A 20,695-nucleotide genomic window follows, 5' to 3' on the forward strand; every position below is an offset into this window, starting at 1 on the left:
CTCCTGAAAGAGGGAAGGGTGAATCACGGCAGCAGTATGAACCTTCCCATCGTGGGAAGCGCAAGCGTAAAATGGAGCTTGACCTTACCAAGATGGGAAGGTCTAGGCTGATGCCATCTCCTTCAAAACGGACGCTTCCATGACTGCCGCCAGCCTTCCCGACGTGACTTCCACCGATCTGGATATCAGTGGGATGACCTGCGCCGCCTGTGCGGGCCGCGTCGAACGCGCCTTGCGCGCCGTGCCGGGCGTGACCGAGGCCAGCGTGAATCTCGCGACCGAGCGCGCCCGGGTGCAGGGTGGGGCGGCCCGCGATGCGCTGGTCGCTGCCGTCACCGCGGCGGGCTATGAGGCGCGCGTCGCTTCCGACGAAACCGCCGCGCCTGCTGCTGCCGAACCCGATTTCTGGGGCGGTGCCGGCCCCGTGTGGATTGCCGCCGCGCTGTCTGTGCCGCTGGTGTTGCCGATGATCGCGGGCTGGTTCGGCCGCGACTGGATGCTGCCGGCCTGGGTGCAGTGGCTGCTGGCGACGCCGGTGCAGTTCGTCATTGGTGCGCGCTTCTACAAAGCCGGCTGGAAGGCGCTGCGTGCGGGCGCCGGCAATATGGATCTGCTGGTGGCGCTTGGCACGTCGGCGGCGTATGGGCTGTCGCTGTGGCTGTGGTGGCGCGCCGGGGCGGACGGGATGCACCATGCGCCGCACCTGTACTTCGAGAGCGCCGCCGTGGTCATCACGCTGGTGCGGCTTGGCAAGTGGCTGGAAGTGCGTGCCAAGCGCCAGACTGCCCAGGCCATCCGCGCCCTGCAGGCGCTGCGCCCTGACACCGCTCGCGTGCGCGGTGCCGACGGTACGCTGCGCGATACCCCCGTTGCGCAGGTGCGCGTGGGCGACGTGGTGTCCGTGCGCGCCGGTGAACGCATCCCCGTGGATGCGGTGGTGCTGGAAGGCGCGAGCCACGTCGATGAATCCATGCTGACCGGCGAAAGCCTGCCCGTGCCCAAGCGTGAAGGCGACCGCGTGACCGCCGGCGCCATCGCCACCGACGGCGTGCTGCTCGTGCGCACCACGGCCATCGGCGCAGACACGATGCTCTCGCGCATCATCCGCCTCGTAGAAGACGCGCAGGCCGCCAAGCCGCCGATCCAGCAACTGGTCGACCGCGTGAGCGCCATCTTTGTGCCTGCGGTCCTGGTGGCGGCGTTGCTGACGCTGGCGGGTTGGTTCATCGCTGGTGCAGGGTGGGAGACGGCCATCGTCAACGCCGTGGCGGTGCTGGTGATCGCTTGCCCGTGCGCGCTCGGCCTTGCCACGCCGTCCGCCATCATGGCTGGCACGGGTGCGGGCGCGCGGCGCGGCATTCTCATTGCGGACGCGCAGGCGCTGGAACGCGCCCAACAAGTCGATTTCGTTGTCTTCGACAAGACGGGCACGCTTACCGTCGGCCAGCCGCGCGTCACGGCGGTGGAAGCGGCATCCGGCATTGATGCCGACACGCTGCTCGACCAGCTTGCCGCGCTGCAGGCCGAGAACACGCACCCGCTGGCACAGGCCACGCGCGACTATGCCAAGGAGCGCGGTCGCGCTGTCACGCCCGCGCAATCGCCGGAAGTGCTGGCCGGACGCGGCACGCGGGGCATCGTGAATGGCGTATCGCTGCAACTCGGCAATGCGCGGTGGATGGATGAACTGGGGCTGGATCGCAGCGCATTGCAAGCGCGCGCCGATGCGCTGGAGGCGCAAGGCAACACCGTCTCGTGGCTTGCGCAGCGTGATGAAGGCGGCCTGCAGTTGCGCGGCTTGATTGGCTTTGGCGATGCGCTCAAGCCCGGCGCGAAGGAGGCCGTGTCCGCGCTGCAGGCGCGCGGCGTGCGCACCGCGCTCGTGACCGGCGACAACGCTGGCGCAGCACGCAGCGTGGCGCAGGCACTCGGCATCGATGAGGTGGCCGCGCAAGTGCTGCCGCAAGACAAGGCCGCGCGTGTGACGGCATGGCAGCAGGGCGGCCATGTGGTGGCGATGGTCGGCGATGGCATCAACGACGCGCCTGCGCTGGCTGCGGCCGATGTCGGCATCGCCATGGCCACCGGCACCGATGTGGCGATGCAGGCCGCCGGCATCACGCTCATGCGCGGCGAGCCGCGTCTGGTGAGCGACGCACTGGACCTCTCGCGCCGCACCGTGGCCAAGATCCGCCAGAACCTGTTCTGGGCCTTCATCTATAACGTGGTGGGCATTCCGCTGGCGGCATTCGGCTTGCTGAACCCGACATTTGCCGGCGCGGCTATGGCGTTCTCCAGCGTCAGCGTGGTCACCAATGCGCTGATGCTGCGCCGCTGGCGCGCCACCGGAGACAACGCATGACGCGCACCCCTCTCATCGACAAAGGACCGGTCAACATTGGCGAGGCCGCGAAGGCCAGCGGCGTATCGGCCAAGATGATCCGTTACTACGAAAGCATCGGCCTGCTGCCGCCCAGCCCGCGCACCGAAGGCAACTACCGCATGTACGACGCGCGGGCGTTGCATGTGCTGCGGTTTATCCACAGGTCCCGCTCGCTGGGTTTCGCGCTGGAAGAAATCCGCACGCTGCTTTCGTTGTGGAACGATCGCGAACGCGCCAGCGCCGATGTGAAGGCCGTCACCCTGCGCCACGTGGCGGATCTCGATGCGCGCATCAGCGAGTTGCAAAGCATGCGCGACACGCTCATGACGCTTGCCAACGCCTGCCACGGTGATGACCGCCCCGATTGTCCGATCCTCCAGAGCGTGGCCGGCGAGGGCGGTGAAGGCGGCGACGCCGATACCTGCTGCCACTGACGGAGCGCTCTACCGACGCAGATTGCGACAGGCGGCGTCTATGCCACAATCTGGCAACCCAAGGAGGAGACGCCGATGACGCAAGCCCCCGCACAGGTCACCGCCCATCCAGCGCTGGAAAGCCGCCAGCGCATGAAGGACGGCACTGAACTGCTGGTCCGCATCTGGTTGCCTGCGCCCGACATCGGCGAGCCGCGCGGCACCGTCATCCTCGTTCACGGCATGGCCGAACACAGCGGCCGCTATCCCCATGTGGCCAAGGTGCTCACCGACCTTGGCCTGCGCGTACGGGCCTTCGACCTGCGCGGCCACGGCAAGAGCGGCGGCCCGCGCATGGCGCTCGACGCGCAAGACAACTACCTAACCGATCTCGCAGAAATCGTCGATGCCGCCGTCGCCGAATGGCACGAGATGCCGTTCGTGCTCGGCCACAGCATGGGCGGATTGATCGTCGCGCGCTTCACCACGGCGCGCATCCGGCCCGTGCGTGGCGTGCTGCTGTCATCGCCCGCGCTGCGCGTGAAATTGCCGCCCGGGGCGGGCATCGTGCGGGGGATTCTCTCCGCCATCGCGCCGCGGTTGCCGGTACCCAATCCCGTTGATCCGGCCAAGCTTTCGCACGATCCGAGCATCGCCGCCGCCTATCGCGCAGACCCGCTGGTGCAGGGCACGATCAGCGCATCATTGCTGGAGTTCATGCTCAATGCGATCACGCAGGCGCAACAGGATGCGCCGCGCCTGGAAGCGCCGATGCTGCTGATGGCCGGCGGCGCAGATGCGATTGTCGATCCCTCCGGCAGCCGCGATTTCTATGCGAATGCGCCGGAAGACTTGCGGACCTTGGCGTGGTTCGACAACGGGTATCACGAGATCTTCAACGAAGCCGAGCCGCTGCGCAGTGAGGTGTTTGGAAAGATGACGGAGTGGCTGGCTTCGCGGATTTGATTTGAAGTGAATTGGTTGCACCACAAAAAATAAAAACCAATAACACCAAGGAAAAGAAGCACGGAGACATGGATACCTACGACTACATCATCATCGGCGCAGGCTCCGCAGGCTGCGTCCTGGCGAACCGGCTGACCCGCGACCCCGACGTTTCCGTCCTGCTGCTCGAAGCGGGTGGCAAGGACGATTACCACTGGATCCACATCCCCGTCGGCTATCTGTATTGCATCGGCAATCCGCGCACCGATTGGCTGTATCGCACGCGCGAAGAGCCCGGGCTGAACGGTCGCTCGCTCGGCTATCCGCGCGGCCGCGTGCTGGGGGGCTGCTCGTCGATCAACGGCATGATCTACATGCGGGGCCAGCGCGAAGACTACGACGGCTGGGCTGCCATCACCGGTGATGATTCATGGAAGTGGGATGCGGTGCTGCCGCTGTTCAAGGCCAGTGAAAACCATCACGGCGGCGCGAACGCGTGGCACGGTGCAAACGGCGAATGGCGCGTCGAGCCGCAACGCCTGCACTGGCAGGTGCTCGAGACCTTCATCGAAGCGGCTGTGCAGGCGGGCATCCCGCGCACGAGCGACTTCAACCGCGGTGACAACTTCGGCGTCGGCTACTTCGAGGTCAACCAGAAGCGCGGCATCCGCTGGAATACGGCCAAGGGTTTTCTGCGCCCGGCATCGCAGCGGCCGAACCTGACCATCGTGACGGGCGCGCAGGTGCGGGCGCTGACGTTTGACGGCAAGCGCTGCACTGGCGTGACGTATCGCGGCGCAGGGCAGGACTACACCGTGGCCGCGCGCGAAGAGGTGATCCTGTCGGCGGGCGCGATCAACTCGCCGCAATTGCTGGAGCTGGCCGGCATTGGCCAGCCGGAGCGTCTGCAGGCGCTCGGCATTCCGGTGCGCCAGGCGTTGCCGGGCGTCGGAGAGAACCTGCAGGACCACCTGCAGTTGCGCAGTGTGGTGAAGGTGAACGGCGTGCCCACGCTCAACACGCGTGCCTCCAACTGGTGGGGCAAGGCGCTCATCGGCATGCAATACGCGTTCAACCAGAGCGGGCCGATGAGCATGGCGCCGTCGCAACTCGGCGTGTTCGCGCGCTCGAATCCGCATGTTTCGCGGCCCGATGTGGAATACCACGTGCAGCCGCTGTCGCTCGACAAGTTCGGCGATCCGCTGCACGCGTTCAATGCGTTTACCGCGAGCGTGTGCAATCTGCGGCCGACCTCGCGCGGCACGGTGCATGTCACATCCGCCGATCCGTTTGCGGCGCCGACCATCGCGCCGAACTACTTGTCCACAGAGGAAGACCGCAAGGTCGCGGCCGACTCGCTGCGCCTCACGCGCCGCATCGTCGCGCAGCCGGCCCTGGCGCAGTACAAGCCCGAGGAGTACCTGCCTGGCGCGGCGTTCCAAACCGACGAGGAACTTGCCCGCGCCGCCGGCGAGATCGGCACGACCATCTTCCACCCGGTCGGCACGTGCCGCATGGGGCGCGCCGATGATGCAAACGCGGTGGTCGACGCCCAACTGCGCGTGCGAGGGATCGAGGGGCTGCGGGTGGTTGATGCGTCCGTCATGCCGACGATTACCTCGGGCAATACCAACTCGCCGACGATCATGATTGCGGAGAAGGCGAGCGAGATGATCCGTGCCGCGCGCAAGGCCCGTGCCCGCGGCGAGGCCGTGCCAGCCTGACGCCGGCTCCAGCACCGATGACACGGGCGTGACACACCGCCCGTGTCCTATGAATACGCAATCCGCATTGCCCCGATAGGTAACTCTACGTAACGCACCCGTCTGAGGCGGAAAGCCAATGCCGGTGCGGGTTTCCGGGGCGTAAGCGAGGTGTAATCGTCTCGGTAAAAACCCCGATGTTTTGCAACGCAACAGCCGTTGACAATCATCCGCACCATAAAAAGGGCGGGAGACAACAGGGAATCATGGTGCAGGACATCATTCTCGAAACGCGCGGACTGACCAAGGGCTTCAAGGGCTTTACCGCCGTGTCCGACGTCAACCTGCGCGTGCAGCGTGGGTCCATCCATGCGCTCATCGGCCCGAACGGTGCCGGCAAGACGACCTGTTTCAACCTGCTGACCAAATTCCTGGTGCCCACGCGCGGCACGATTCTGTTCAACGGTGTCGATATCACCTCGGAAAAACCGGCGCAGATCGCGCGCCGCGGCGTGATCCGCTCGTTCCAGATCTCCGCTGTGTTTCCGCATCTGACGGTGATGGAAAACGTTCGCGTCGGGCTGCAGCGGCAGCTCGGTACGGCGTATGCGTTCTGGCGCAGCGAGCAATCGCTCAACACGCTGAATGCGCGCGCGATGGAGCTGCTCGAACAGGTGGGCCTGACGGAGTTTGCGCACACCGTGACGGTGGAGTTGCCCTACGGCCGCAAGCGCGCGCTGGAGATTGCCACCACGCTGGCGATGGAGCCGGAGCTGATGCTGCTCGACGAGCCCACGCAGGGCATGGGCCACGAAGACGTGGACCGCGTGACGGAGCTGATCAAGCGCGTCGCGCAGGGCCGCACGATTCTGATGGTCGAACACAACATGAACGTGGTGTCGTCCATCGCCGACAAGATCACGGTGCTGCAGCGCGGCCAGATCCTGGCCGAAGGCCCGTACGAAGACGTCTCGAAGAACCCGCAGGTGATGGAAGCCTATATGGGCACCGCCGATGCGGCACTGGAAGGCCATTGAGCCGACTGATCGACGTTGATCGATCACGCGACGCCGCTGCACGCCGCATATCAAACGTAAGCGAACGCTAGACCCGAACACACGAGAACACTGCATGAGCACGCCCGCGCTCCAGATCAAGGACCTGCACGCCTGGTACGGCGAATCGCACATCCTGCATGGTGTCGACCTGACCGTGAACCGCGGCGAGGTGGTCACGCTGCTCGGCCGCAACGGCGCGGGCCGCACCACCACGCTGCGCGCCATCATGGGCCTGGTGGGCACGCGCAAGGGCTCCATCGTCGTGCACGACGCAAGCGGCCAGGGCGTCGAAACGATCGACCTGCCGACGCACAAGATCGCCCACTGCGGCATCGGTTATTGCCCCGAAGAGCGCGGCATCTTCTCGAGCCTCTCGTGCGAAGAAAACCTGATGCTGCCGCCGGTGTTGAAGGGGCAGGTGGCCAAGACCGGCAATGCCGGCATGAGCATCGAAGAAATCTACGAGATGTTCCCGAACCTGGCCGAGCGCCGCCAGAGCCAGGGCACGCGCCTGTCGGGCGGCGAGCAGCAGATGCTGGCGGTCGGGCGCATCCTGCGCACGGGCGCGAACCTGTTGCTGCTCGACGAGATTTCCGAGGGCCTTGCTCCGGTGATCGTGCAGGCGCTGGCCCGCATGATTCTGATGCTTAAGAAGCGCGGCTATACGGTCGTGATGGTGGAGCAGAACTTCCGCTTTGCCGCGCCGCTGGCAGATCGCTTTTATGTGATGGAACACGGCCGCATCGTCGAGCGTTTCGAGGCGGCGCAACTGCAGGACAAGATGCCGGTGCTGCACGAACTGCTCGGCGTGTAAGACGTTTTCCCGATCGACTTGCAAGACCCATGCGCCAGCGTGATCCGCGGCGCGCACGACACAGGAGACAAGACCATGACACTCAAGAAGCTGGCTGGTGCATTGATGGCGGTAGGGCTGGGCGCGGCTGCATTCGGCGCGCATGCGCAGGTGAGCGGCGACAAGGTGAAGATCGGCTACATCACCGATCTCTCGGGTCTGTATGCCGACATCGACGGGCAGGGCGGTGTCGAGGCGGTCAAGATGGCGATCGAGGATGCGGGCGGCAAGGTGCTGGGCAAGCCGATCGAACTCGTGACGGCCGATCACCAGAACAAGGCCGACATTGCCGCATCGAAGGCGCGTGAATGGATGGACCAGCAAGGCCTGGACATGCTGCTGGGCGGCACGAACTCCGCCACGGGCCTGGCGATGAACAAGGTGGCCTCTGAGAAGAAGCGCGTGTTCATCGACATCGGTGCGGGCACGGCGCGCCTGACCAACGAAGAGTGCACGCCGTACACGATCCACTATGCATACGACACCGTGGCGCTGGCCAAGGGCACGGGCAGTGCGGTGGTCAAGCAGGGCGGCAAGTCGTGGTTTTTCCTGACTGCCGACTACGCCTTCGGCCATTCGCTGGAGAACGACACCACGGCCGTGGTCAAGGCCAACGGCGGCACGGTGGTGGGTTCGGTCAAGCACCCGCTGTCGGCGTCGGACTTCTCGTCGTACCTGCTGCAGGCGCAGTCGTCCAAGGCGCAGATCCTGGGCCTGGCCAATGCCGGCGGCGATACGATCAACTCGATCAAGGCGGCCAAGGAATTCGGCATCACCAAGTCGATGAAGATCGCCGGCCTGCTGATGTTCATCAACGACGTGCATAGCCTGGGCCTGCAGACGGCCGAAGGCCTGTTGATGACCGACAGCTGGTACTGGGACATGAACGACGCCACGCGCAAGTTCGCCAACCGCTACTTCATGAAGATGAAGAAGATGCCGAGCAGCCTGCAGGCGGCGGATTACTCGGCGGTGTCGAACTACATCAAGGCCGTGGCGGCTGCCGGCACGGACGATCCGGACAAGGTCATCGCGCAGCTCAAGAAGACCAAGATCGACGACTTCTACACGAAGGGCACCATCCGCCAGGACGGCCGTGCCATCCACGACATGTACCTGCTGCAGGTGAAGTCGCCGGCCGAATCGAAGAAGCCGTGGGATTACCTGAAGGTCGTGGCGACGATCCCGGGCGAGCAGGCTTTCACCACGCCGGCCGAGTCGAAGTGCTCGCTGATGAAGAAATAAAAGCGTAGGCAATCCGGCGCCGCCGTCCGTGTGGAGGGCGGCGCCATCAACGTTGTGTTGGCGTTCTTCTCCTGACCGCGATGGAAATTTTCGGCGTTCCGCTACCGGCCATGCTCAGCCAGCTGCTGCTGGGTCTGGTCAACGGTTCCTTCTATGCGATGTTGAGCCTGGGCCTTGCGGTCATCTTCGGGCTGCTCAACGTCATCAATTTTGCGCACGGGGCGCTGTTCATGCTGGGCGCGGTGCTCACGTGGATGGGCTTCTCGTACCTGGGCGTGCCGTACTGGGCGATGCTGGTGCTGTCGCCCCTGGTGATCGGCCTGCTGGGCGTGGTGATCGAACGCACGCTGCTGCGGTTCATCTACAAGCTCGATCACCTCTATGGCCTGCTGCTCACGCTGGGCGTGACGCTCGTCATCGAAGGCGTGTTCCGCGCCATCTACGGCGTCTCGGGCCTGCCGTACGACACGCCCCAGCTGCTGCAGGGCGCCACCGACCTCGGCTTCATGATGCTGCCCAACTATCGCGCGTGGGTGGTGGTGGCGTCGCTGGCGGTGTGCTTCGCCACGTGGTTCATGATCGAGAAGACCAAGCTGGGCGCGTACCTGCGCGCCGGCACCGAGAACCCGAAGCTGGTCGAAGCCTTTGGCGTGAACGTGCCGCTGATGGTCACGCTCACCTACGGTTTTGGCGTGGCGCTGGCGGCGTTTGCGGGCGTGCTGGCGGCACCGGTCATCCAGATCTCGCCGTTGATGGGGCAGAGCATGATCATCACCGTCTTTGCGGTGGTGGTGATCGGCGGCATGGGGTCGATTCTCGGCTCGATCGTCACCGGCCTCGGCCTGGGCGTGATCGAAGGGCTGACCAAGGTGTTTTATCCACAGGCGTCGGCGACCGTGGTGTTCGTGATCATGGTGCTGGTGCTGCTGGTGCGTCCGGCGGGCCTGTTCGGTAAAGAGAAATGAGCGGCGCGGCCAACATGACCAATTCCTCTTCCCTCAAATACGTCCTGTACGGCCTGCTTCTGGTGGCGCTGATTGCCGCGCCGCTGGTGGGCGCGTATCCGGTGTTCGTCGCCAAGCTGCTGTGCTTTGCGCTGTTTGCTTCTGCCTTCAACCTGCTGCTGGGCTACACCGGCCTGCTGTCGTTCGGGCATGCGGCGTTCTTTGGCGGCGCGGGCTACGTGGCCGGTTACATGATGCGCGACCTGCACGTCACGCCTGAGCTTGGCTTGCTGGCCGGCACCGCAGCGGGCGCGTTCATCGGTCTGGTCGTCGGCCTGCTGGCCATCCGCCGCCAAGGCATCTACTTCGCCATGATCACGCTGGCGCTGGCGCAGATGCTGTACTTCTTCTGCTTGCAGGTGCCGTTCACCGGCGGTGAAGATGGCCTGCAGGGCGTGCCGCGCGGCAAGCTGTTCGGCGTGCTGGACCTGTCGTCGGACATGACGCTGTACTACGTGGTGCTTGTGATCGTGGTCGCGGCGTTCCTGCTGATCGTGCGCACGATCCACTCGCCGTTCGGGCAGATTCTCAAGGCGATCAAGGAGAACGAGCCGCGCGCCACGTCCCTCGGCTACGACACCGATCGCTTCAAGCTGCTGGCGTTCGTGCTGTCGGCGGCGCTCACGGGCCTGGCCGGTGCGCTGAAGACGCTGGTGCTCGGCTTCGAGACGCTCACCGATGTGCACTGGTCGATGTCCGGCTCGGTCATCCTGATGACGCTGGTCGGCGGCCTCGGTATCCTGTCCGGCCCGCTGCTGGGCGCCGCGCTGGTGATTGCACTGGAAAACAAGCTCGGCGACATCGGCAGCTTCCTGGCCGGTGCCACCGGCATCGAGGGCTTCAATATCCTCGGCGAATCGGTCACCACGGTGACGGGCGCGATCTTCGTGATCTGCGTGCTGACGTTCCGCCGCGGCATCATGGGCGAAATTGCGGCGCGCGTGCCTTGGTTGCGACGTTGACGCCACAATGCCCGAAGATGCCGGCAAATTTCACCCGAACGGCTGATCTTGGTGCCTGATGCACCGTAAGGGTTTGCTCTAGTTGCTGCATTGCGGTGCATCTTTTACAGTCGCGTTACGGTTTTCGCACGAGATAAATGAGGCGGGAGCGAGGAGACGACAGCACACACCGCACGTACGGTGGAGATGCAAAATAGATGAAGGCCCTGCCAGGCGATCCCCGGCAGGGCCTTTTAGTTTGTGCGCTCGCTTTCCGCCAGGGCGCCGGCCAGCAGTGCACGGCCCCGGGCGCTGACCGTCACCAACTGCAGCCCCGGCGCGGAGTCGGGCACGCAGTCCACCAGCCCGTCGATGCAGGCATCCTCCCAGATCGACAAACGCGGGCACGACGTCCGCCACGTTTCCAGCACTTCAGCGTAGGGCCGCGGCCGCTCGGCCAGCGACTGCAGCAATTGCAGGGTGAGGGCGCGGGTCGGATCGGCCATGGCGGGCTCCAAGGGATGACGCATCCATTCTGGTTCGCGCCCATTCACAAGAGAAATGCATTCGGTGTCGACGCCTATGCGCGCACTGCATGACAATGGCGCCTTCGCCTGAGCCGCCCATGACCTTGTCCACTCGCCTTGCCACGCCCGAAGACCGGCCGCGATTGCTGGCCGCCGTCGCGTCGACCGCGCCGCCGCTGCAGTTGGCGCATGCCATCGATACGCTGCTCGCCCATCCGAGCGTGCATCCGTGCTTCCTTGTTGAAATGGGTGAAGAGCTGGCCGGCGTGGCGCCGATCACGCTCGTGCCGCATCTGGCGCTGGGCGGTTTGGTGGCGTGGTTGCCGGTCGGCGTGATGGTGCTTTCCGGCGACGCGGCCGCGCGCGATGCGGCCCTGGCGGCCGTCAATGAGTACGCCAGGGCACATGGCATACTCCACGTCCTGTTGCCGCCCGTGGCGCTCTCGGCTGAAGACGCCGCAGCGCTCGGCTTTGCGCCCGACGCATTGGGCTGCTGGCGGCGCAGCGCACGTCCGTCGCCCAAGTCGCTGGGCTAATCCTTCCCGTTTCGTTTCTCTGATGGAATTCGCTTTGCTCGCCGTGGCCGGTTTTCTGGCCGGCCTGATCGATGCCGTGGCCGGTGGCGGCGGCCTGGTGCAGATTCCCGCGCTGTTCTCGGCGTATCCGAACATCGCGCCCGCCACGCTCATCGGCACCAACAAAGTCGCGTCGATGTCGGGCACGGCGACGGCGGCGGTGCGCTACGGCCGCACGGTGCGCATCTACTGGGGCGCGACGGCGCCGGCGGTGGTCACGGCGTTTGTGTTTTCGCTGCTCGGCGCGTGGGCGCTCACGCATATTCCGGCCGAGCCGCTGCGCCGTGCGCTGCCGTTCGTGCTGGCGGTGCTGCTCGTCTACACGGTGGCCAAGAAGAATCTGGGCGCCGATCACGCCCCGAGCCTCAAGGGCTGGCGCGAGCGCGCGGCGGCGTTGCTTGCCGGCGCGGCCATCGGTTTCTACGACGGCGTGTTTGGCCCGGGCACCGGCAGCTTTCTGATGATCGTGTTCGTGCGCGTGTTTGGGTACGACTTCCTGCATGCGTCGGCGTCTACCAAGATCGTCAATCTGGCGACCAACGTGGCTGCGCTGTTGCTGCTGGCCGCCAAGGGGCACGTCTGGTGGCAGCTCGGCCTGGTGATGGCGGTTGCCAACGTCGCCGGCAATCAGGTCGGCAGCCACCTCGCGCTGCGGCACGGCAGCCGCTTCGTGCGCAAGGTGTTCATCGTGGTGGTGCTGGCGTTGATTTTGAAGACGGCTTACGACGCCTTCATCCGTTGAGTTGCTTCTCGAGCGCGACGCTGCGCTCGGTAACGACATCGCCCGTGTGCTGCGTGGTTACGGTTTCGATCAGCATGATTCCGCATTCTTCGTCGGCCACCGGAAAGTGACGCACGCCGCGCGGCACGACGCAGAATTCGCCGGGGCCGAGGTGCACATCGGCGCGGTCTTCGAAAGCGATTTTCAGGTGGCCGTAGACCACGAAGAACAGCTCGTCTTCATTCGGGTGGTCATGCCAGACGAACTCGCCTTTGAGCTTGGCGACCTTGATGTATTGGTCGTTGACCTGGCCGACGACGCGCGGCGACCAATAGTCCGTGACCTGTTCCAGCGCCTGCGTGACCTGTACGGCGTGTCCTGCGAGCATGATGCGCTCCGATGTGTGGGAAGGCACTGAAGATAAGGGCGGGCGCCGTGCATTCCCAACCAAACTTTCTAATCGCGCCGATCACGCGGGCTAATGCGCGGTGCGTTGTCACCGTGTTGCCGCACGAGCGGGCTACGCTGCAAGGTTCTGCATTTGCCCGCGCAGCATCATGGCCCTGAGTCTCGACGACATCCGCACGCTGTTCGACCGCCACGGCAACATTGCCTACAGCGGCGAGCCCGTCACGCAACGCGAACATGCCCTGCAGACGGCGGCGTTGGCGGAGGCGGCCGGCGCGTCGGATGCGCTGATCACGGCGGCGCTGCTGCACGACCTCGGTCATTTGCTGAACCTGCAGGGCGAGACGCCGACCGCCCACGGCATTGACGATCAGCACCAGTACTTTGCGCTGCCGTTTCTGCGTGCGACGTTTTCCGATGCCGTGCTCGAGCCGATCCGCCTGCATGTGGATGCCAAGCGCTGCCTGTGCGCGATGGATGCGCATTACTACGCGCGCCTCTCAGCCGATTCCGTACGGAGCTTGGCGCTGCAGGGCGGCGTGTTTTCGGCGCAGGAAGCCGAGGCCTTCATGCAGCGTCCGTACGCCGCCGATGCGCTGCAGCTGCGCCAGTGGGACGACCTCGCCAAGGTGGCCGGGCAGCGCACGCCTGATCTTGCGCACTTCCTGGCGACGGCCGCGCGGGTTTCAGCGGCAGCCTAGGCTGCGCAGCGTCGCGCCCACGGCTTCGTCCCACGGCGTGTGCGGTTCGGCGCCGAGTGCCTGCACGAGCTTGGCGTTGTCCATGCGCACCGGGTATTGCCACAGGTATCGCATCTCGCGCATCTCGCGCAGCATCTCCGAGAACGGCGCCAGCGCAGGCATCAGCCACCACGGGAAGGCGCGCGTCTTGACCGGGCGGCCCACCGCGCGGCCAATCGCGGCGGCCATCTGCGTGCCGTCGGCATCCCAGTGACCGCGCATGTGGTAGACGGCAAAGTTCGGCAGACGGTCGCCTTGCTCGACAAGACGCAGCATCGTTTCGGCCACGTCCGGCAGGTATGCCCATTGATGGCCGATGCCCGCGGCGCCGGGCTGCGTGACGGTGCGGACGGGCTTGCCCGGCTTGACCAGCGCGCCGGCAAACCACGTGTTGCCGGTTTGCGGCCCGAAGAAATCGCCGGCGCGCACGATCAGGCTGCGCACGCCGTCTGCGCTGGCGGCCTGCATGCGGCGCTCCAGCTCTGCGCGGATCTTGCCCTTGCGCGTGAGCGGTGCCTGCGCAGTCGTTTCGCGCAGCAGGGGAAACGTGTCCGGCGCAAAGTTGTACACCGTGCCCGGCAGCACGATGCGCGCTCCTGAAGCACGGGCGGCGGCGATGGTGTTGTCGATCATCGGCAGCACCAGCCCGGCCCAGTTCTGGTAGCCCGGCGGGTTGACGGCGTGGATGATCAGTTCCGCGCCTTGCGCCGCGCCGACCACGTCTTCGCGCACCATCGCGTCGCCGCGAATCCATTCGAACGCGGTGTTGCGGTTCGTCAGCGCCTCCGGATTGCGCTGCAGCGCCCGGACATGCCAGCCGCGTGCCACCAGCCGACGGGCCACTTCACCGCCGATGCCGCCGGTGGCGCCCAGTACCAATGCGATGCGTTTTGCCTGTTGGTTTGCCTGTTCCATGACCGTGCTCCTGAAGTGTGGGAGAGCGTTGCGATGGACGCATTCTGGGCGCGACTGTGCTTCAATGGAATTGTTGATGATAAGCGTGCAGCTATACGAATTTGTATGAACGGAACTGAGCCCGGCTGGGAGCTGTATCGGACGTTTCTTGCTGTTGTGCGAGAAGGATCGCTGTCGGGCGCCGCCCGCGCACTGGGGCTGACGCAGCCCACGGCAGGGCGGCATGTCGATGCGCTCGAACGTGCGCTGGGCATGTCGCTCTTCATCCGAACGCAGCAGGGACTGAGCCCCACAGAAACTGCGCTATCGCTGCGGCCGTTTGCGGAATCGCTCGAAGCCACGAGCGCCGCCTTGCTGCGCGCCGCGTCCAGCCAGGGCGAAGGCGTGCGCGGCACCGTGCGCATCACCGCCAGCGAGGTGGTGGCGGTGGAGGTGCTGCCGCCCATCCTCGCCGATCTGCACGCCGCCTATCCGGAGCTGACGCTCGAGCTGGTGCCTTCGAACCGGATGGAAGACCTGTTGCGCCGCGAGGCGGACATCGCCGTGCGCATGCAGCCACCGAGCCAGGGCGTGCTCGTCGCGCGGCACTTGGGGGAGATTGAATTGGGGCTGTTTGCGCACCAGCGCTATCTGGCACAGCGCGGCACGCCAACCACGGTGGAAGAACTCGCTGGCCACACGTTGATCGGCTACGACAAGGAGAACGCATTCCTGCGCAGCGTGCGAGCACAGTTCCCGTGGATCCAACGCAACCGCTTCGCACTGCGCACCGACAGTGACCTGGCTGCAATTGCTGCGCTGCGCGCCGGCTTTGGCATCGGCTTCTGCCAGGTGGGCCTGGTGCGGCACAACGCAGATCTGGTTCGGCTGTTCGGCAGTCAGGTCTCCATCACGCTCGACACCTGGCTCGCCATGCACGAAGACCTGCGTGACAGCCCGCGCTGCCGCGTCGTGTTTGATGCGTTGGCGACGGGGCTGCTGCGTTACATCAACGGCGATTGATCGATCGCGTTGTCAGCGGCCCTGGCGCAGTGGGTCGAGCAGACCCTTCAGGCCGTTGTGATCCAGCTCCTGCATCAGCGCCAGCAAGCGGCCGATCTGCCCCGGCGGAAAGCCCTCGCGCGCGAACCAGTTGAGGTAATGGCCCGGCAGGTCGGCAATCAGGCGGCCCTTGTACTTGCCGAAGGGCATTTGCGTGGTGACGAGGCGTTGGAGGTCTTCGGGGTTCATGGGCGCTATTGTGCCGCCGATGCGGGGACGAACGTGGGCACCTGCTCCAACAAATGCCCCACAAAACCGGAGAGCTTCGGCAGCGGCCGCCGATCCTGCCGATACACGACATGAATCGGCCGCGGCTCGGGCGCATACGCTTGCAGCACGCGCACGAGTCGGCCGCTGGCCAGGTCTTCGGCGACGAGCACTTCGGGCTGCAGCAGCAGGCCCGCACCGGCAACCGCTGCCGCGCGCAAGCCATGGCCGTCGTTGCAGGTGAAGGCCGGGTCGTCGCGCCAGGGCGTGGCGCCGCTCCAGCCGGCAAGCTGCCACGCATTGCGGTTGTTCCACACCATGTGCGACAGGCAGCGATGCTGCGGCAGGTCGGCCGGCGTTTCCGGTCGGCCGTACCGCGCCAGATACTCCGGCGACGCGCAGATGACCATGCGATACACGCACAGCGGCTTGGCCACCAGATCGGCATCGCCCAGGGGCCCGATGCGGACGGCGAGATCGAACCCTTCGTCGACGAGATCGACCATGCTGTTGCTGAGGTTCAACTCCACGCGCACCTGCGGATGCGCCTGCTGGAAGGTCGCGGCCAGTGGTGCGATCACGCACGCGCCGAACGTGGTCGGCGCGCTCACGCGCAGCGTGCCCGAAGGCGACGCGCGCAGCCGTTCGACGGACGTTTCCGCCCAGCGCACCTGTTCCAGCACACGCTTGGCATCTTCGTAGAACACGCGGCCGGCGTCGGTCAGGCTTTGGCGGCGCGTGCTGCGCTGGAGCAGGCGTGCGCCCAGTTGCGTCTCCAGAGCGCTCACATATTTGCCGACCATCACCGCGGACATCTCGAGCCGCGCCGCCGCCTCGGTGAAGTTGCCGCCTTCGACCACGGCAACGAAGGTCTCCATGCTGCGCAGCTTGTCCATATTCCGAACCATTGATTTGGAATGCCCGAAGGTATCACGGCTTTATCGCATGAGGGGTTCGGCCAAGAATAGGCGCCATTCCAACCGGATTTGCGAAGGAGCACAGCATGAAAATCGTCGTGATTGGCGCCAGCGGCACACTGGGCCGCGCCGTGGTGGCAGAACTGGAGCAGGGCGGTACGCACGAAATCATCCGCGTCGGCCGCACGCAGGGCGAACATCAAGTCGACATCACCAACGCAGACAGCGTGGCAGCGCTGTTCGACAGGCTCGGTCGGGTCGACGCCATCGTCTCCACCGCGGGCAATCTGTTCTTCGGGCCGTTGACCAAGATGACGGCCGCGGATTTCAACGTGGGCCTGCAGGACAAGCTGCTCGGCCAGGTGCGCCTGGCGCTGGTCGGTCAGCATTATCTGAACGACGGCGGCTCGATCACGCTGACGACCGGCATCGTGGGGCAGGAGCCGATCGCACAAGGCGCCAACGCCACTGCGGTGAACGCGGGGGTGGAGGGCTTTGTGCGCGCCGCCGCGTGCGAGCTGCCGCGCGGCATCCGCATCAACGCTGTGAGCCCGACGGTGCTGACCGAATCCATGGAGGCATATGGCCCGTTCTTCCCGGGCTTCGAGCCGGTCTCGGCAGCACGCGCGGCGTTGGCGTATCGGCGCAGCGTGGAGGGCGTGCAGAGCGGCCGGGTGTATCGCGTGGGCTGAGTCCGCCCAGGTCGTGAACACGTTAAGTTTCGGGGTATCTCCCCCTTGCCCGCGTGGCGTGACTCCTTCTAGACTCGTTCATCCCCGACCCATCGGTCGGTCAATCGCAGATTCAGGGCGGGCGCAGACCCGCTCGACCTATCTCAGGAGACGGCATGAAGGTATCGCGCGCATCCCGCATTGCATTCGCCGCGACGGCGCTGTTGGCCGGTACGGCATTCGCCCAGGTGAAGGTCGGCATCACGGTGTCGGCCACCGGGCCGGCGGCGTCGCTGGGGATTCCCGAGAAGAACACCGTGGCGCTGCTGCCCAAGGAAATCGCCGGCAAGAAGGTCGAGTACATCGTGCTCGACGATGCGTCTGACACGACCACCGCCGTCAAGAACACGCGCAAGCTCATCACCGAAGACAAGGTCGACCTGGTGATCGGTTCGACTGTCACGCCCAACTCGCTGGCGATGGTCGACGTGGTGGCCGAGAACGAAACGCCGATGATCACCCTGGCCGCCTCCGCGCGGATCGTCGAGCCGATGGACGCCAAGCGCGCGTGGGTCTTCAAGACGCCGCAGAACGATTCCCACATGGCAACGGCCATTGCCGAGCACATGGCAAACCATGGCGTAAAGACCGTCGCGCTGATCGGCTTTGCCGATGCCTATGGCGATTCGTGGGCGCAGGAGTTCGACAAGGTGGCGGGGCTGCGCAAGCTGAAGGTTGTCGCCAACGAGCGGTTTGCGCGCACCGATACGTCGGTGACGGGCCAGGTGCTGAAGATCATGGCGGCCAATCCGGATGCAGTGCTGATCGCAGGCTCAGGTACGCCGGCCGCGCTGCCCGAACGCGCGCTCAAGGAGCGGGGCTACAAGGGCAAGCTGTATCAGACGCACGGCGTGGCGAACGCCGACTTCCTGCGTGTGTGCGGCAAGGACTGCGAAGGCACGTTCCTGCCGGCGGGCCCGATCCTGGTGGCCGAGCAGCTGCCGGACAGCAACCCGGTGAAGAAGCCGGCGCTGGCGTACAAGACGGCATATGAGAAGACGTACGGCGGACAAGTCTCCACCTTCGGCGGCCACATGTGGGATGCCGGTTTGTTGCTCACCAACGCGATGCCGGAAGCGCTGAAAAAGGGCCAACCGGGCACGCCGGCGTTCCGCAAGGGATTGCGCGACGCGATGGAGACGACGACCAATCTGGCGATCTCGCACGGCGTGATGAATATGAACGCGAAGGACCACCTTGGTCTGGACCAGCGCTCGCGCGTCATGGTCGAAATCAAGGACGGCAAGTGGAAGCTGCAGAATTGACGATGTAGCCAACGTCATCGGCCCACGCAAAACGCACGGTTCGCGCCGTGCGTTTTGCTTTGTCTGGCGGAGGGCTCAAGCGTTGACGACGCTTTGCGGCACTGGCGACGCCGTGGTTTCCGGCAGCGCAGCGTCGATTTCCGCGAGATCCGCATCCGTCAGTTTCAGGCTGGCCGCGCCGAGCAGGCCGTCAAGCTGATCCGGCCGTCGCACGCCGACGATCGCGCCCGTCACCACCGGGTTGCGCAGCGTCCACGCGATGGCGACTTCGGCGGGCGTGCGTCCATGCCGGGCGCCGACGCCACGCAGCACCTCCACCAGCGCCAGGTTGCGCGTCAGATTCGGCTCCTGAAATTCGGGGCTGCGCTGCGCGCGCCAGTCATTGGCCGGCAGCGCGGCGATGCGCTCGCGCGTCATGCGCCCCGACAGCAGTCCCGATTGCAGCGGCGAATAGACGATGTTGCCGATGCCATGCGCCGCCGTGTACGGCAGGATGGATTCCTCGATGCCCCGCATCAGCAGCGAGTAGGGCGGTTGCAGCGAGGCAATCGGCGCGACGGAGCGGGCGCGTTCCATTTGCGCCGCATCGAAATTCGACACGCCGATATGGCGGATCTTGCCAGCGCGGCGTGCCTCCGCCAGCGCGCCAATGGCGGCTTCGATCGATTGCTCCGGCGCCCCGGGCGGGAAGGCCGGCCAGTGGATCTGGTATAGGTCGATCGCGTCCACGTTCAGGCGGCGCAGGCTCTCGTCGATTTCACGTGAAAGCGATGCGGGGTCGAGCGAATGCGAAATCCGCCCCTGCGCGTCCCACACCAGCGAACCCTTGGTGAACACGTACGGGCGGCGGTCTGCGGGCAACGTGCGCAGCGCGCGGCCGACCACCGTTTCCGCGTGGCCCAGCCCATAGGCGGCAGCGGTATCGATCCAGTTGATGCCGGCGTCCGCAGCGGCGGCGATGGCGGCAATGGAATCGCGATCGTCCTGCGCGCCCCAGCCATATTCCCAGTTGCCGCCGCCCGTGGCCCACGTGCCGAAGCCGAGTGGAGAGATGTGCAGGTCGGATTGACCGAGTTGTCGTGTCTGCATGGCGATGTCCTTGTCAGGTCAGGGAGAGGAGTCGCCAGTCTAGGCAGCGCGGTCGCGCCGATTAAGTGGATAGAATCGGATGCACTATGAAGACAGAATTCACAATCGATCCGGACCTGCTGCCCGCGCTGGATGGACTGCGCCGCGTTGCGGAGGCGGGGAGCTTCACGCAGGCGGCCGCAGCGCTGGATGTTTCGACGTCTGCGCTGTCGCAGACCATCCGGCGTTTGGAGTCCGCGCTCGGCGCGCAATTGTTGGCGCGTACCACGCGGCAGGTGAGTGCAACCGAAGCCGGCGAAGCCTTGCTCGCGGTCGTGCGGCCGAGCCTCGATGCACTGTACGGCGCCATGGCCGAAGTGGGGGAGCGCGCCACAGAGCCGCGCGGCGCGTTGCGCGTGACGGCCTCCCGCGTCGCCTATCAGGCGGTGCTGCAGCCGGTGCTGGGCGATTTTCTCGCGCGCTATCCGCGCATCGATCTGGAGGTCTCGGTGGACGACGGCCTATCCGCCATCGTCGCCGACCGCTTTGATGTCGGCATCCGCTTCGGCGAGCGTGTCGAGCGCGACATGGTGGGCGTGCCAATCGGGCCGGCGCGCCGCATTGCGGTGGTGGCCAGCGCCGAGTATCTGCAAACGCATGGCACGCCCGGCTCCCCCGACGCCCTGCGCGGCCATCGGTGTATCCGATACCGTTTTCCAAGCAGCGGCGCCTTGTACGACTGGGAGTTTGCCGCACCCGGCGGCGGCGCCAACCAGTCGGCGGATGTGGTGGGCGGCTTCATCGCCAATGACGTGCTGGCGATGGTCGAGGCGGCGAAGCAGGGCGTGGGCTTGGCGCACGTGCTGGAAGACCTCGTCGCCGACGATGTGGCGGCTGGCCGCTTGGTTCGGGTGCTCGAAGATTGGTGCCCGCCGATGTATCGCTTCCATCTCTATTTCCCCCCGCATGCCGCAGATGCCGGGCAAGCTGCGCGTGTTCATCGATTTTCTGCAGGCACGCTCGGCTAAAGGTGAG

The 20,695-nt window shown here is 65.6% G+C and carries 22 protein-coding genes; 16 read left to right on the forward strand and 6 right to left on the reverse strand.

Annotated elements, in window-relative coordinates:
* The first annotated feature begins 139 nt into the window (after window positions 1–139).
* The 9 genes from N511_RS0108030 (at window position 140) to N511_RS0108070 (ending at window position 10,566) form a co-directional block, all read left to right on the forward strand.
* Entirely contained in the window at window positions 140–2,362 is a 2,223-nt protein-coding gene (locus N511_RS0108030; RefSeq protein WP_027678822.1) for a heavy metal translocating P-type ATPase, read from the forward strand.
* Window positions 2,359–2,817, forward strand: coding sequence for a Cu(I)-responsive transcriptional regulator (cueR, locus tag N511_RS0108035; protein WP_027678823.1), 459 nt, complete (start codon window positions 2,359–2,361; stop codon window positions 2,815–2,817). Before N511_RS0108030 ends, cueR begins: the two co-directional genes overlap by 4 nt.
* A gap of 75 nt (window positions 2,818–2,892) precedes the next feature.
* Entirely contained in the window at window positions 2,893–3,762 is an 870-nt protein-coding gene (locus tag N511_RS0108040) for an alpha/beta hydrolase (RefSeq protein ID WP_027678824.1), read from the forward strand.
* Window positions 3,763–3,830: 68 nt separating this feature from the next.
* Complete coding sequence (locus N511_RS0108045; RefSeq protein WP_027678825.1) at window positions 3,831–5,465, forward strand: GMC family oxidoreductase; 1,635 nt, start codon at window positions 3,831–3,833, stop codon at window positions 5,463–5,465.
* A 245-nt stretch (window positions 5,466–5,710) separates the two neighbouring features.
* Entirely contained in the window at window positions 5,711–6,481 is a 771-nt protein-coding gene (locus N511_RS0108050) for an ABC transporter ATP-binding protein (protein WP_027678826.1), read from the forward strand.
* A gap of 94 nt (window positions 6,482–6,575) precedes the next feature.
* On the forward strand, window positions 6,576–7,316 hold the full coding sequence (locus tag N511_RS0108055) for an ABC transporter ATP-binding protein (RefSeq protein WP_027678827.1): 741 nt from the start codon (window positions 6,576–6,578) through the stop codon (window positions 7,314–7,316).
* Window positions 7,317–7,391: 75 nt separating this feature from the next.
* Window positions 7,392–8,600, forward strand: coding sequence for an ABC transporter substrate-binding protein (locus N511_RS0108060; RefSeq protein ID WP_027678828.1), 1,209 nt, complete (start codon window positions 7,392–7,394; stop codon window positions 8,598–8,600).
* A gap of 80 nt (window positions 8,601–8,680) precedes the next feature.
* Window positions 8,681–9,565: a branched-chain amino acid ABC transporter permease gene (locus N511_RS0108065; RefSeq protein ID WP_009239536.1), complete on the forward strand. Its 885-nt coding sequence runs from the start codon at window positions 8,681–8,683 to the stop codon at window positions 9,563–9,565.
* Window positions 9,566–9,579: 14 nt separating this feature from the next.
* Complete coding sequence (locus tag N511_RS0108070) at window positions 9,580–10,566, forward strand: branched-chain amino acid ABC transporter permease (RefSeq protein ID WP_027678829.1); 987 nt, start codon at window positions 9,580–9,582, stop codon at window positions 10,564–10,566.
* A gap of 233 nt (window positions 10,567–10,799) precedes the next feature.
* On the opposite strand, the gene N511_RS0108075 is transcribed toward N511_RS0108070, so the two are convergent.
* A complete protein-coding gene (locus N511_RS0108075; RefSeq protein ID WP_027678830.1) occupies window positions 10,800–11,051 on the reverse strand; it encodes a hypothetical protein in 252 nt (83 codons plus the stop codon).
* 119 nt (window positions 11,052–11,170) lie between these two features.
* Between N511_RS0108075 and N511_RS0108080 the strand changes: the two genes are divergently transcribed.
* Both N511_RS0108080 and N511_RS0108085 read left to right on the forward strand, forming a co-directional pair.
* Window positions 11,171–11,608: a hypothetical protein gene (locus tag N511_RS0108080; RefSeq protein WP_027678831.1), complete on the forward strand. Its 438-nt coding sequence runs from the start codon at window positions 11,171–11,173 to the stop codon at window positions 11,606–11,608.
* A gap of 22 nt (window positions 11,609–11,630) precedes the next feature.
* Window positions 11,631–12,389, forward strand: a complete 759-nt coding sequence (locus N511_RS0108085) for a sulfite exporter TauE/SafE family protein (RefSeq protein WP_027678832.1) — start codon at window positions 11,631–11,633, stop codon at window positions 12,387–12,389.
* Here the strand turns inward: N511_RS0108085 and N511_RS0108090 are convergent.
* Window positions 12,379–12,756: a cupin domain-containing protein gene (locus tag N511_RS0108090; protein ID WP_027678833.1), complete on the reverse strand. Its 378-nt coding sequence runs from the start codon at window positions 12,754–12,756 to the stop codon at window positions 12,379–12,381. The two genes, N511_RS0108085 and N511_RS0108090, sit on opposite strands and share 11 nt — an antisense overlap.
* Window positions 12,757–12,925: 169 nt before the next feature.
* Between N511_RS0108090 and N511_RS0108095 the strand changes: the two genes are divergently transcribed.
* Window positions 12,926–13,477 (forward strand): phosphonate degradation HD-domain oxygenase, encoded by a 552-nt coding sequence (locus N511_RS0108095; RefSeq protein ID WP_027678834.1) that lies wholly within the window; start codon window positions 12,926–12,928, stop codon window positions 13,475–13,477.
* Here the strand turns inward: N511_RS0108095 and N511_RS0108100 are convergent.
* Window positions 13,463–14,431 (reverse strand): SDR family oxidoreductase, encoded by a 969-nt coding sequence (locus N511_RS0108100; protein ID WP_027678835.1) that lies wholly within the window; start codon window positions 14,429–14,431, stop codon window positions 13,463–13,465. The two genes, N511_RS0108095 and N511_RS0108100, sit on opposite strands and share 15 nt — an antisense overlap.
* A gap of 105 nt (window positions 14,432–14,536) precedes the next feature.
* Between N511_RS0108100 and N511_RS0108105 the strand changes: the two genes are divergently transcribed.
* Entirely contained in the window at window positions 14,537–15,433 is an 897-nt protein-coding gene (locus N511_RS0108105) for a LysR family transcriptional regulator (protein ID WP_027678836.1), read from the forward strand.
* A gap of 12 nt (window positions 15,434–15,445) precedes the next feature.
* Here the strand turns inward: N511_RS0108105 and N511_RS0108110 are convergent, their stop codons facing one another.
* Both N511_RS0108110 and crgA read right to left on the reverse strand, forming a co-directional pair.
* Window positions 15,446–15,661, reverse strand: a complete 216-nt coding sequence (locus N511_RS0108110) for a DUF3820 family protein (protein WP_027678837.1) — start codon at window positions 15,659–15,661, stop codon at window positions 15,446–15,448.
* A gap of 5 nt (window positions 15,662–15,666) precedes the next feature.
* On the reverse strand, window positions 15,667–16,575 hold the full coding sequence (gene crgA / locus N511_RS0108115) for a LysR family transcriptional regulator CrgA (protein ID WP_027678838.1): 909 nt from the start codon (window positions 16,573–16,575) through the stop codon (window positions 15,667–15,669).
* Window positions 16,576–16,682: 107 nt separating this feature from the next.
* Here crgA and N511_RS0108120 point away from each other — a divergent pair, with 107 nt between their 5' ends.
* Both N511_RS0108120 and N511_RS0108125 read left to right on the forward strand, forming a co-directional pair.
* Window positions 16,683–17,288 carry a short chain dehydrogenase gene (locus N511_RS0108120; protein WP_027678839.1) on the forward strand — a complete coding sequence of 202 codons (606 nt, stop codon included), beginning with the start codon at window positions 16,683–16,685 and terminating at the stop codon, window positions 17,286–17,288.
* Between the two features lie 155 nt (window positions 17,289–17,443).
* Entirely contained in the window at window positions 17,444–18,592 is a 1,149-nt protein-coding gene (locus tag N511_RS0108125) for an ABC transporter substrate-binding protein (protein WP_027678840.1), read from the forward strand.
* 75 nt (window positions 18,593–18,667) lie between these two features.
* Here N511_RS0108125 and N511_RS0108130 read toward each other — a convergent pair whose 3' ends face one another.
* A complete protein-coding gene (locus tag N511_RS0108130) occupies window positions 18,668–19,681 on the reverse strand; it encodes an aldo/keto reductase (protein ID WP_027678841.1) in 1,014 nt (337 codons plus the stop codon).
* Between the two features lie 86 nt (window positions 19,682–19,767).
* On the opposite strand from N511_RS0108130, the gene N511_RS23840 reads away from it, so the two are divergent.
* Window positions 19,768–20,688 carry a LysR family transcriptional regulator gene (locus N511_RS23840; protein ID WP_051530844.1) on the forward strand — a complete coding sequence of 307 codons (921 nt, stop codon included), beginning with the start codon at window positions 19,768–19,770 and terminating at the stop codon, window positions 20,686–20,688.
* The last annotated feature ends 7 nt before the right edge of the window (window positions 20,689–20,695 follow it).

It is taken from the genome of Ralstonia sp. UNC404CL21Col, assembly GCF_000620465.1.
In the GTDB taxonomy this organism is placed as follows: Bacteria; Pseudomonadota; Gammaproteobacteria; order Burkholderiales; family Burkholderiaceae; genus Ralstonia; species Ralstonia flatus.